Origin of the sequence: Nitrincola nitratireducens (assembly GCF_000585235.1) — a bacterium.
In the GTDB taxonomy this organism is placed as follows: domain Bacteria; phylum Pseudomonadota; class Gammaproteobacteria; order Pseudomonadales; family Balneatricaceae; genus Nitrincola; species Nitrincola alkalisediminis.
The window spans coordinates 48,010-59,795 of record NZ_AONB01000010.1 but is presented as its reverse complement, the minus strand read 5'-3'; the positions used below and the strand labels follow the sequence as shown (position 1 = coordinate 59,795).

12 protein-coding genes are annotated in these 11,786 nt (G+C 48.3%); 7 read left to right on the top strand and 5 right to left on the bottom strand.

Translation table 11 applies throughout. From position 1 onward, the window contains the following. Nucleotides 1-24: 24 nt before the first annotated feature. From D791_RS21435 to ssb, 3 genes are all read right to left on the bottom strand, one after another. Entirely contained in the window at nt 25-717 is a 693-nt protein-coding gene (locus D791_RS21435; RefSeq protein WP_051514411.1) for a methyl-accepting chemotaxis protein, read from the bottom strand. Nucleotides 718-870: 153 nt separating this feature from the next. Continuing rightward, entirely contained in the window at nt 871-1,182 is a 312-nt protein-coding gene (locus D791_RS10095) for a YqfO family protein (protein ID WP_036511093.1), read from the bottom strand. A 124-nt stretch (nt 1,183-1,306) separates the two neighbouring features. Further along, entirely contained in the window at nt 1,307-1,852 is a 546-nt protein-coding gene (ssb, locus tag D791_RS10090) for a single-stranded DNA-binding protein (protein ID WP_036511089.1), read from the bottom strand. Nucleotides 1,853-2,002: 150 nt separating this feature from the next. On the opposite strand from ssb, the gene uvrA reads away from it, so the two are divergent. After that, entirely contained in the window at nt 2,003-4,828 is a 2,826-nt protein-coding gene (gene uvrA / locus D791_RS10085) for an excinuclease ABC subunit UvrA (RefSeq protein ID WP_036511086.1), read from the top strand. 155 nt (nt 4,829-4,983) lie between these two features. On the opposite strand, the gene D791_RS10080 is transcribed toward uvrA, so the two are convergent. Both D791_RS10080 and rpmE read right to left on the bottom strand, forming a co-directional pair. Further along, on the bottom strand, nt 4,984-6,252 hold the full coding sequence (locus tag D791_RS10080) for a malic enzyme-like NAD(P)-binding protein (protein WP_036511084.1): 1,269 nt from the start codon (nt 6,250-6,252) through the stop codon (nt 4,984-4,986). Between the two features lie 252 nt (nt 6,253-6,504). Then, entirely contained in the window at nt 6,505-6,723 is a 219-nt protein-coding gene (rpmE, locus tag D791_RS19660) for a 50S ribosomal protein L31 (RefSeq protein WP_081763824.1), read from the bottom strand. 239 nt (nt 6,724-6,962) lie between these two features. Here rpmE and D791_RS21765 point away from each other — a divergent pair, with 239 nt between their 5' ends. From D791_RS21765 to D791_RS18955, 6 genes are all read left to right on the top strand, one after another. Next, nucleotides 6,963-7,466, top strand: coding sequence for a primosomal protein N' family DNA-binding protein (locus D791_RS21765; RefSeq protein ID WP_337588628.1), 504 nt, complete (start codon nt 6,963-6,965; stop codon nt 7,464-7,466). An 11-nt stretch (nt 7,467-7,477) separates the two neighbouring features. Then, complete coding sequence (locus tag D791_RS10070; protein ID WP_337588627.1) at nt 7,478-9,166, top strand: primosomal protein N'; 1,689 nt, start codon at nt 7,478-7,480, stop codon at nt 9,164-9,166. A 99-nt stretch (nt 9,167-9,265) separates the two neighbouring features. Continuing rightward, nucleotides 9,266-10,003: an arginine--tRNA ligase domain-containing protein gene (gene argS, locus D791_RS20915; protein WP_237748594.1), complete on the top strand. Its 738-nt coding sequence runs from the start codon at nt 9,266-9,268 to the stop codon at nt 10,001-10,003. A 44-nt stretch (nt 10,004-10,047) separates the two neighbouring features. Beyond that, the gene (gene argS, locus D791_RS20910; protein ID WP_237748593.1) at nt 10,048-10,782 is read left to right on the top strand and encodes an arginine--tRNA ligase domain-containing protein; all 735 of its coding nucleotides are present in this window, start codon (nt 10,048-10,050) and stop codon (nt 10,780-10,782) included. A gap of 26 nt (nt 10,783-10,808) precedes the next feature. Then, nucleotides 10,809-11,024, top strand: coding sequence for a DALR anticodon-binding domain-containing protein (locus D791_RS20905; RefSeq protein ID WP_237748592.1), 216 nt, complete (start codon nt 10,809-10,811; stop codon nt 11,022-11,024). A 3-nt stretch (nt 11,025-11,027) separates the two neighbouring features. Then, nucleotides 11,028-11,744 carry an SPOR domain-containing protein gene (locus D791_RS18955; protein ID WP_051514410.1) on the top strand — a complete coding sequence of 239 codons (717 nt, stop codon included), beginning with the start codon at nt 11,028-11,030 and terminating at the stop codon, nt 11,742-11,744. Nucleotides 11,745-11,786 lie beyond the last annotated feature (42 nt).

The window sequence follows — 11,786 nt, the reverse complement described above, 5'->3', positions numbered from 1 at the left end:
AACCAGTTAAATCAAAACTATAGATTACTCCAATTTAGATTCAAGTTCCTTTATCAGTTTATTAATGCTTTCAGCAGACTTACCTGTATTTTCAGCCAATTCTTTTACATGCTCCGCAACCACTGCAAAGCCCCTTCCGGCCTCACCAGCACGTGCTGCCTCGATGCTGGCATTTAAACTCAACAAACGCAGTGACTTTAACATTTGCAGAATTTTTTGAGTTTCCGAAATAATCTCTCCACTGACCGACTCGACTCTGGACATACGCTCTAAGCGCGATGATTCAGATTGCATCCGATGAGAAATATCGACAACAACCCCCTCTAAAAATGCCAACTCACCTTGCTCATCAAAAACACCACCACCATGCTCGTTAACCCACTGTATACTTTTATCCGGGCGGACCAAACGGTAATCGACATCCCAGTTTTGATGAGCCTCTAGTGCCTTACCAACCGCATGATCAACTTTTTCAACGTCATCTTGATAAATTAAGGAAATATATGAAGCTCGTCGATTTTGAATAAGGTCCCGCGCATCATACCCTGTGAGTTTTTTCACTTGACCCGACATTAATTCCATCGTGTAGTTAGGGTCATTTATGCAACGGTACAAGAAACCATTCATCCGTCCAGTGATACTATCATAGACATTGATGAGTTCGTTGACCGAAGGACTTACGTCTAGATTCTTTTGCAACTGAAGCGACTGTGACATCTTGACGGCCCTGCGTTAATGAAACAGAGTATTTGGGATTGCTTATATTAAGTCAGCTCACCTTTTTAGAGTCAAGTACGAGACTCAGGTTATGCATATATTTTTTACCCGTACGATTAAAAGATTACTTTTAATTAAAAGCATCTCATTTCGTTATAGATCCGCCAGTCGCCACACTTCATAAGCAACCTCTTCATAAGGATGAGCAAGCTTTAAAGCGGAGATCGCACGATGAATATGCGCATCATCACATACCATTTCCACTTTAAACTCTTCAACTTGCTCCAACTCACCGACTGAACCGATGTGAGGTCGAGCGCCGTCTAGAGGACGAAACTGGCCGACACCACGAGTTTGAAAACACACATGCTCATAGGCTCCAACACACCCCGCACCTGCCTCAAACACAGCTCGTTTAACGCTCTCAGCATCCGCTACCGGAACATAAAAGGCCAGCTTATACATAGTAGATCTCCAATCAATTGTTTCATAATGCATTATGACTGTGCATTTTATTGATGGACAAGCACCATCATAACCTTCATATAAAAAAGCGACCCACGGCCGCTTTTTTTAATTCAGTCTTAAACTAGAACGGAATGTCATCATCAAAATCATCAAACCCAGCTGGAGGTGCGAGCGGAGGTGATTGTTGAGGCTGCTGACGTGGCGCTTGTTGTGGACGCCCTTGCTGAGGAGCGGCTTGCTGATGAGGCTGACCATAGCCCATTGGATCAGGCTGCTGTGAATATCCACCTGCATTTGCACCCATGCCACCGCCCATGCCACTATCGCTACCACGGCCATCCAACATTTGCATTTCGCTCGCGACGATTTCTGTTGTATAACGATCTTGGCCTGCTTGATCTTGCCATTTACGCGTTCTCAACGCACCCTCTACGTAAACTTTAGAGCCTTTACGCAGATATTCACCCGCAATTTCCGCTAAACGGTTAAAAAATACGACACGGTGCCATTCGGTACGCTCTTGCGCCTGCCCTGTTTGCTTATCTTTCCATGTGTCGCTGGTTGCCAGGGTTACATTCGTGACTGCATTGCCTGATGGCATGTACTTAACCTCAGGATCTTGTCCTAGGTTGCCAACCAGGATGACTTTGTTGATACCGCGTGCCATTGTTCTCTCCAAATCAAATAATTTGCTACCGATCAGTGCTCCCTGCACCCAACCTTGCGTAGAAACATGAGAATAACACAAGCTTAGGTTTAGGCTGAACAAGTTAAGGCTTATAATATGTCTTTTTTACATCACCCACACGGAGCGGTAATGGATAAAATACTGGTCAGAGGCGCGCGCACGCACAACCTGAAGAATATCGACCTAGACATTCCGCGTGACAAGCTCATCGTCATCACAGGATTGTCAGGTTCTGGAAAGTCCTCGTTAGCCTTCGACACCCTGTATGCCGAAGGTCAGAGGCGTTATGTCGAATCATTATCAACCTACGCCCGCCAATTCCTATCCATGATGGAAAAACCGGATGTGGATCATATCGAAGGACTGTCACCCGCCATTTCGATTGAGCAAAAATCCACGTCTCATAACCCACGTTCAACCGTCGGCACCATCACGGAAATTTACGATTACTTACGCCTACTCTTTGCCCGTGCGGGTGAGCCTCGCTGCCCTGACCATGATCTACCACTGGCCGCACAAACCATTTCACAAATGGTGGATCAAGTATTAGCCCTTCCTGAAGGCAGCAAATTAATGTTACTGGCTCCAGTGGTTCAAGGCCGCAAAGGTGAACACCTCCATACGCTCAGTGAGCTCAAAGCTCAAGGGTTTGTCAGGGCGCGCATTAACGGCATCGTCGTTGATTTAGACACAGCACCCAATTTAGAAAAAAATAAAAAACATACCATTGAAGTGGTCATTGACCGCTTCAAAGTTCGTGCAGATCTGCAAACCCGTCTTGCCGAGTCTTTTGAAACAGCCATTCAACTCACGGACGGCATTGCCCGTATTGCCTGGATGGATGAAGAAGGTAAAGAGGAGTTGATTTTTTCGGCTCGTTTTGCCTGCCCAGAATGCGGCTACAGCATTCAAGAGCTTGAACCGCGCATGTTCTCCTTCAACAACCCTCATGGCGCTTGCCCAAGCTGCGATGGCTTAGGGGTTAAACAGTTTTTCGACCCTGCAAAAGTGGTTCAGGATGCCACACTCACCTTATCTCAGGGCGCGATCCGTGGCTGGGATCGGCGTAGCTTGTATTACTTTCAACAACTGCAGGCCGTTGCACAGCACTATGGATTCGATATGGACACGCCTTTTGAGGCATTATCGACACCGCATCAACAGGTGATTTTGCATGGCAGTGGCCAGGAAAATATCGAGTTCCGCTATACCAATGATCGCGGTACGGTCGTTAGCAAGCAGCATCCCTTCGAAGGCGTCTTAAACAACCTTGAGCGTCGATACAAAGAAACTGAATCAGACGTTGTGCGCGAAGATTTAGCACGCTATTTAAACATGCAGCCCTGTCCGAGTTGCCAGGGAACACGTTTACGAAAAGAAGCACGCCACGTCTACATTGATGAGCGCACGCTACCGGATATTGTTAAGCTTGCCATTGGCGACAGCAAAGCCTATTTTGATCAACTGACCCTTTCTGGCAAGCAAGGCGAAATCGCGGATAAAATCTTAAAAGAAATCCGCTTGCGTCTGGCGTTTTTGGTGAACGTCGGTTTGGATTATCTTTCACTTGATCGCAGTGCCGAAACCCTATCGGGTGGTGAAGCACAACGGATTCGTTTGGCCAGCCAAATCGGGGCTGGGCTTGTCGGTGTGATGTATATTCTGGACGAACCCTCAATCGGCTTGCATCAACGTGACAATGACCGTCTTTTAGATACGCTGCGTCATTTACGTGATTTAGGCAACACGGTGATTGTCGTCGAGCATGATGAAGATGCCATCCGCTTGGCCGATCATGTCATCGACATTGGCCCCGGGGCAGGCGTTCATGGCGGCCAAGTCATTGCATCTGGAACACCTGCCGATGTGATGCAGTGTGCAGAGTCCATGACGGGACAATACCTTTCAGGCACTCGCAAAATTGAGGTTCCTGCCGAAAGGGGCATGTTCAATCCTGACAAGGTGCTTAGACTATCGGGCGCACGTGGTAATAACCTCAAAAACGTCACCCTGGAAATTCCTGTCGGATTGATGACCTGCGTTACAGGCGTATCGGGTTCTGGAAAATCAACGCTGATTAACAGCACGCTTTACCCAATCACAGCGACTGAATTAAACCATGCCACTACATTGGAGGCATCGGAATACGACGCTATTGAGGGCCTTTCACACTTTGATAAAGTCATTGATATTGACCAAAGCCCGATAGGCCGTACTCCCCGTTCAAACCCTGCAACCTATACGGGGATTTTCACCACTATTCGCGACCTGTTTGCAGGCACTCAAGAAGCGCGATCACGTGGTTATAAACCCGGACGCTTTAGTTTTAACGTCAAAGGCGGACGTTGCGAAGCCTGCCAAGGCGATGGGGTGATTAAGGTGGAAATGCATTTCTTACCCGATATTTTCGTGCCCTGCGATGTCTGTCATGGAAAACGCTACAACCGCGAAACACTTGAGGTTCGGTATAAAGGTAAAACCATTGATGAAGTGCTGAACATGACGGTCGAAGATGCCCGTGAGTTCTTTGATGCGATTCCAGCGCTGGCACGCAAATTACAAACGCTCATGGATGTGGGGTTGAGCTATATCCGACTAGGGCAAAGTGCAACAACCTTATCTGGTGGTGAGGCTCAGCGTGTAAAGCTTGCCAAAGAGCTCTCAAAGCGCGATACCGGCAATACTCTATATATCCTTGATGAACCGACAACTGGCCTGCACTTTTACGATATTCAACAGCTGTTAAATGTTTTATATCGACTGCGCGACCATGGCAACACCATCGTAGTGATTGAGCACAATCTTGATGTGATTAAAACGGCGGATTGGATTGTTGATTTAGGACCAGAAGGCGGTACAGGTGGAGGGCAAATCATTGCCACTGGAACACCCGAAGAGGTCGCTAAGGTTGAGCTATCTCACACAGGACGTTTTCTGAAGCCTTTACTTGGATAAACACTGTTCGGGCTCACGCCCGAATAGGGTACAGACAATAAAAAAACCGCTGTAACACACATAAAAGCTCAATACTTTATGGGTGTTACAGCGGCTTCAGCTGTTCCTAGCGATACTAATCAACGCTAGGAACGTCTAGCTAGATACTCAATACATTAGTTCGCCAGTTCAGCGCTACTACGAATCGGGTAATGCTCTGGCATAGGTAAACGTGCCACACCACTGTCAATCGCCGCTTGAGCAACCGCATACGAGATACGGCCTAACAAACGTGAATCAGTTGCTTTAGGCAGGATATACTCACGACCGAATTCCAATGATTCTAAACCATACGCAATTAAAACCTCTTGCGTCACTGGCTCACGCGCCAATTCCGCTAGCGCTTTTACTGCAGCTGCTTTCATCTCTTCATTAATCGCAGACGCACGAACATCGAGTGCACCACGGAAAATGAATGGGAAGCCCAACACGTTATTTACTTGGTTCGGGAAGTCAGAGCGACCTGTGGCCATAATCACATCATTACGGACTGCATTCGCAACTTCCGGTCTGATTTCAGGATCTGGGTTCGCACAGGCGAAGACAACGGGGTTAGCCGCCATTTTCTTAAGCTGTTCAGGTGACAGCAGGTCTGGACCAGACAGACCTAGGAAAACATCAGCGCCATCAATGGCATCATCAAGGGTACGCTTATCCGTTTCAGTTGCGAATGCCGCTTTTTCGGCAGTCAGGTCATCACGACCGGAGTGGATCACACCCTTACGATCGATCATGTAAATATTCTCGACTCTCGCGCCCATGTTGATGAGCAACTTCATACATGCACTTGCTGCTGCACCTGCACCTAGACACACAATTGAAGCTTCTTCAAGCTTCTTGCCTGCCAGTTCAAGCGCATTAATCATGCCTGCTGCCGTTACAATCGCTGTGCCATGCTGATCATCGTGGAAAACAGGAATATTGCAACGCTCAATCAAAGTACGTTCAATTTCAAAGCACTCAGGCGCTTTGATATCTTCCAAGTTAATTCCGCCGAAGGTTTCAGCAATACGCGCAACTGTATCAATAAAGGCTTGTGGGCTTTCAGCGTCAACTTCAATATCGATTGAATCAATATTGGCGAAACGCTTAAACAGCAATGCTTTGCCTTCCATGACAGGTTTAGATGCTAAAGGACCTAAATCACCTAGGCCCAAAATAGCAGTACCATTGGAAATGACGGCAACCAGGTTACCCTTTGCTGTGTAACGATACGCGGCTTCAGGATCGGCTGCGATCGCACGTACAGGCTCTGCCACACCCGGAGAGTATGCCAGTGCAAGATCTTTAGCGGTCTCAGCCGAAGTTGAGAGTTCAATACTGATCTTACCTGGACGAGGAAACTCGTGGTAATCAAGAGCAGCTTGTTTAAAATCTTGAGACATGGTTGCTTTTCCAACTAAAGGTTGAAGTTATACGGTCATGCATCATAACCAAAACACCTGTATGCGACAACCGCTCATTTAAGAAGAGATTAAGAGAAAATACGCCTTTAGGCTAATATGCCTAACGAAACGCTAGATTTTGCGATCAAACACGAAAGGCTTGCTTTAAAAACCACCAAAACTTAGAAAAAAATTCCATAAAAAAAGCACTCCGTAGAGTGCTTTTTTTGCAAATCAAGCCTAAAACTGAGCTTATTTGCTGATAGTACGGCCACCGAAACGCTTGTTAAAGCGATCCACACGACCACCGCTGGTCGCTTCTTTTTGCTTACCAGTGTAGAAGGGGTGGCACTGGCTGCATACGTCGACAAGCATAGTGCTCTGGCCTAACGTAGATTTGGTCTGCATTACGTTACCGCAAGAACAGGTGATGGTTACATCGACATAATTTGGGTGGATACCAGCTTTCATTTCAAAAAACCTCAATAGAGTTATGGGTGTGCCGCCACCTGATCATGATCGTTTGTTGTCAGGCACCGCACTAACGGGGTCGGATAGCATAGAGTTTTGACTTTTGCTAACCACATATTCAGCAAGGCCGCAAATTATACGGACTCCCTTATTTAGTCGCAAGCAAAAATTGAGGTTTATCCCGTTTTCAAAAGCCACTAGACTGTACACTCATTATCGTTCCACAGGGCGTTTTTTCCGTGATTCTACGAGTGGCTATTCCATCCCCCCTTCACACGCTTTTTGATTACCTGTGTCCTGTAGAATTTGAAGGACGTGTAAAGCCTGGGATGCGCATCAAAGTTCCGTTTGGTTCGAGAGAAATGATTGGCATTGTGATTGATACAGACGTGCAATCACAATACTCAACCAAACAACTCAAAACCGCCTTGATGCTATTAGATGAGCACCCTGTCTTAGATGCCACCCAATTCTGGCTAGCACGCTGGGCAGCACATTACTACTTTTACCCCGAGGGCGAAGCCCTACAGCAAGCGCTTCCGGTTTTATTACGAAAAGGACACGAGCCGACCTTTGCCCATGCAACACTTTGGCGCGCAACCGCTCACGCCACACTCAATGTGCTGGCCAATGGGGCTAAACGTCAGCGAGAGCTATTAGAACTTCTACTAAGAAATCCAGATGGCGTGAGTAGCGAAGCCATCAAAATTGAAGCTTTTCGACGCCCTTACTTAAAGCCTTAGCCGATAAACACTTGGCGGAATCCTTTGCCAGCCACCCAAGACCCTATCAGGTTGCAACTGACTCAGAAACGATACTGAAAGAAGCGCCCTTAACGCTTAATGAAGAACAAGCTTTAGCGCTCTACAGCCTTCTAAACCCTTCACAATTTCACACGCTGTTATTAGAGGGAGTCACAGGATCTGGAAAAACAGAAGTCTATTTACAAGCAATAGAGGCCATTTTAAAAGAAGGAAAGCAGGCCCTTATTTTGGTGCCCGAGATCGGGTTAACGCCTCAAACTCTGAGTCGTTTTAAAGCACGCTTCCAAGTGCCGGTCATGGCACTTCACTCAGGGCTTACGGATCGGCAACGACTGGATGCTTGGCTAATGGCTCGAGATGGCAGCGCTCGTATTTTAATCGGGACTCGGTCTGCGATTTTTACACCGATGAAGAACCCCGGCATCATCATCGTCGATGAAGAGCATGACCCCTCTTTTAAGCAGCAAGAAGGGTTTCGTTATCATGCCCGAGATCTAGCGGTATTAAGGGCGAAGAAAGAAGACATTCCACTGCTGCTCACAACAGCGACACCTTCTCTTGAAAGCCTGCACAATGCTCTTGATGGTCGCTACCAGCATTTACATCTTCGCCAACGTGCGGGCAATGCCAGTACCCCTAAGTTCAAATTTTTAGATATTCGCGGTGAGGCATTGCAGGCCGGAATGGCGCCTGAGTTAATCCATCACATACGCCAGCATTTATCAGCTCAGACACAAGTTCTCATTTTCCTTAACCGCCGTGGTTTTTCGCCATCTTTAATTTGCCATGATTGTGGTGCGGTGAATGAGTGCACCCGCTGCGATGCACGCATGACGTTACACCGCTCGCCTGCTCATATGCATTGCCATCATTGTGATCGGCAAACACCGATTCCGAAGCGCTGCCATCATTGCCACAGTGAGGATTTAAGGCCATCAGGTGCCGGAACAGAACGCACGGAAGAGCAGCTCAAATCCCTTTTCCCGACCATACCCGTGCTGCGAATTGACCGTGACAGCACCTCACGCAAACACGCCTTAGAAAACATGATGAAGCAAATTCACACAGGTGAACCCTGCATCATGATTGGGACACAGATGTTAGCCAAAGGACATCATTTCCCTAAGGTCACGTTAGTGGCCGTACTCGATGCTGATGCTGGACTTTTCAGCGCAGATTTTCGTGGCATGGAGAAAACGGCTCAGTTAATTTTGCAGGTCGCTGGACGGGCGGGACGGGCCGAACTCTCTGGCGAGGTTCTACTGCAAACCCACCATCCTGACCATCCGATGCTGGCCGCACTGGTCACTCAGGGTTACGAAGCCTTCGCGAAAAGCGAACTCGTTTTACGCCAAGGGGCAGGACTTCCACCTTTCCACCACCATGCACTGATTCGTGCAGAAGCCAGTCGTCAGGGTTGGGCTGAAGCCTTTCTACGTTCGATTCGTGACGCCATCGAAACGCATTTATCACTACCTCAGGGTAACCATTGGTCAGGCCCTTTTCCCTCACCGATGGAAAAACGGGCGGGACTTTTTCGCTCACAAATGCTGATTCAGGGCCGAGAGCGCCGACATTTGCATGCCCTCCTCCGCATGATTATGCATGAAGTTGAACATAACCCCATGAAAAATAAAGTCAGATGGTCAATTGATGTTGATCCTATCGATAGTTACTGATGGGGTTGGCATTCTAGGGCCTAGACGAATTATAATAACGGGTTAGTACGTATTCCGGTCGCGCCGGCAAGCGCATCTTTTTCACCCAACGGTAATCTAATGAAAGAGCATATAGCAGATCTTATTCAATCAGCGTTGACAAACCTGATCTCAGAGGGAACCTTACCCGCCGACACCAGCGCCAGTATTCACATTGAAAATACACGCGACAAAGCCCATGGCGATCTCGCCAGCAATGTTGCATTAACTCTGGCAAAAGCGGCGCGATGCAACCCTCGACAACTGGCTGAAAAAATCTGCGCCGCGCTTCCTCAATCAGATCAGGTCGTCCGAACAGAGATCGCAGGCCCTGGCTTTATTAACTTTTTCATCAACCAGTCCTCTATTTATTCGGTCGTTGAAAAAATCCTCACCGAAGGCTCTGAATTCGGGCGTGCACCTGCCAACTCAGGTCCTCGCGTACAAGTCGAGTTTGTCTCAGCAAACCCAACAGGGCCTTTGCACGTCGGCCATGGTCGTGGGGCTGCGTATGGAGCCAGCGTTGCTGACCTGCTTGAAGCCGCGGGCCTTGAGGTTGAGCGTGAATATTACGTCAACGATGCAGGCCGCCAGATGAATATCTTAGCGGCCAGCGTATGGTTACGCTATTTAGAAGATCTGGACATGGATCTGGTCTTCCCAACGAATGCGTATCAAGGCCACTACATTCGTGATATCGCACATGCATTGCAGCAAGAGCATGGCAATCGCTTTTTACGCACCCACGCTCAAGTGTTTGATAACCTCCCTGCCGATGAGCCGATGGGGGCGATAAGGACGTCTACATTGATGCCCTGATTGAGCGCGCGAAGGAACTGCTGGGCGAAGAAGGCTACGAAATCGTGTTTCGTGCGGGCTTAGAGTCGATCCTAGGTGATATCCGTGAAGACCTGAGCGAGTTTGGCATTAATTACCAAGTCTGGTTCTCAGAGCGCTCATTAACCCACAGCGGCGATGTCGACGTTGCGTTGAACATTCTTCAAGAAAAAGGCCACCTCTATGAGGCCGAAGGCAACACTTGGTTTAGATCTACCGCCTTTGGTGACGATAAAGACCGCGTTGTAAAACGCGCCAACGGTCAAACCACCTATTTCGCGTCTGATATTGCCTACCACATGAATAAATTTGATCGTGGCTTCGATCAAGTCGTCAACATTTGGGGTGCCGACCACCACGGTTACATCACACGTGTGAAAGCAGCCATTCAAGCGCTTGGCTACAACCCAGACAATTTAGTGGTTCGCCTTGTTCAGTTTGCCATTCTCTATCGGGGTGAAGAGCGTGTGCAAATGTCCACACGTTCAGGCTCATTTGTGACCTTACGCGAATTACGCGATGAAGTTGGCAGCGATGCCTGCCGCTTTTTCTATGTCACCCGCAAAGCCGAACAGCACATGGACTTTGATTTAGAGTTGGCAAAATCTGAATCAAAAGACAACCCTGTGTACTACATTCAATATGCCCACGCGCGTGTTTGCTCCGTCCTCAGAAAACTAGAAGACGCAAACATGAGCTGGGATCAGGCTCAAGGCGTGGCTGAGCTTAGCGTCTTGATAGCGAAACAGAAAAAGACCTGATTACACAACTGACCAAGTATCCCGATGTGCTTCGCAATGCGGCCTTAAACTTTGAGCCTCATGTTCTCGCCAACTATTTGCGTGATTTAGCCAGCGATTACCATACTTGGTACAATGGTCACAAAATGATCATAGACGACGTTGCACTGAGAAATGCTCGCCTCACGTTAAGTGTCGCCGTTCGACAGGTATTGGCAAACGGTCTGAACTTATTGGGTGTTTCGGCTCCGGAGCAGATGTAAATTATGGCTAGGCAGGATTTTGCTCAAAAGCGTCGTAGTAACAGCTCAGCCAGTCGTGCACCCGCACGTCCAAAAAGCGCACCTCCACTGGTAGCAACGAAGCCGAGCAAAAAGAAACCGTCTGCGCCTGCCGCTAAGGGCTCGTATAAACGTCCCTTATTAACGCTGCTTGCGCTCGGTGGACTTGGCTCACTGTTGTACGTCTTGCTTCAAGCGGAACATCCTGACGCTAGAATTAAACAACCTGCGCCAAAACAGCCACCGGTGTCTGCACCTGCAGCCCCCACCCCGGTTGCACCGGCAACGACGGCTCCAGCCCCCGTTGCCGCTCCAGCACAACCTGCTGAGCCAGAAGCCGACCCCATTCCTGATGTCCGTGAAAGTCGATTTGATTTTTATGACATTCTGCCCAGAAGCGAAGTGCAAGCACCGCAGAACGTGTATCGATCTACCCCTCGAAACGCCAATGCGCCGGGTGCTATTCAAGAGCGTTTTTTATTGCAAGCTGGCTCTTTCCGTTCGGAAAGCGATGCTGAACGCATGCGCGCACAGCTATTGCTCTCGGGGCTACCGAATGTCCACACATCACGTGTTGATGGTGAGAATGGCATTTGGTATCGGGTACGCACAGGCCCATTCAATAATCGTTCAGAACTGAACAGTGCTCGTAACCAGTTAACAAGCCTTGGCATCACCCCAATGCCGATTCCACTCAATTAATCGAGCGTTTGAGCGTTTTTTCGTCACACTCAAACGTCTAAC

Bases quoted from the DNA above. Each gene is read 5' to 3' on its own strand.
- D791_RS21435 (WP_051514411.1), bottom strand. From the start codon at position 717: ATGTCACAGTCGCTTCAGTTGCAAAAGAATCTAGACGTAAGTCCTTCG.
- D791_RS10095 (WP_036511093.1), bottom strand. From the start codon at position 1,182: ATGTATAAGCTGGCCTTTTATGTTCCGGTAGCGGATGCTGAGAGCGTT.
- ssb (WP_036511089.1), bottom strand. From the start codon at position 1,852: ATGGCACGCGGTATCAACAAAGTCATCCTGGTTGGCAACCTAGGACAA.
- uvrA (WP_036511086.1), top strand. From the start codon at position 2,003: ATGGATAAAATACTGGTCAGAGGCGCGCGCACGCACAACCTGAAGAAT.
- D791_RS10080 (WP_036511084.1), bottom strand. From the start codon at position 6,252: ATGTCTCAAGATTTTAAACAAGCTGCTCTTGATTACCACGAGTTTCCT.
- rpmE (WP_081763824.1), bottom strand. From the start codon at position 6,723: ATGAAAGCTGGTATCCACCCAAATTATGTCGATGTAACCATCACCTGT.
- argS (WP_237748594.1), top strand. From the start codon at position 9,266: ATGAAAGAGCATATAGCAGATCTTATTCAATCAGCGTTGACAAACCTG.
- D791_RS18955 (WP_051514410.1), top strand. From the start codon at position 11,028: ATGGCTAGGCAGGATTTTGCTCAAAAGCGTCGTAGTAACAGCTCAGCC.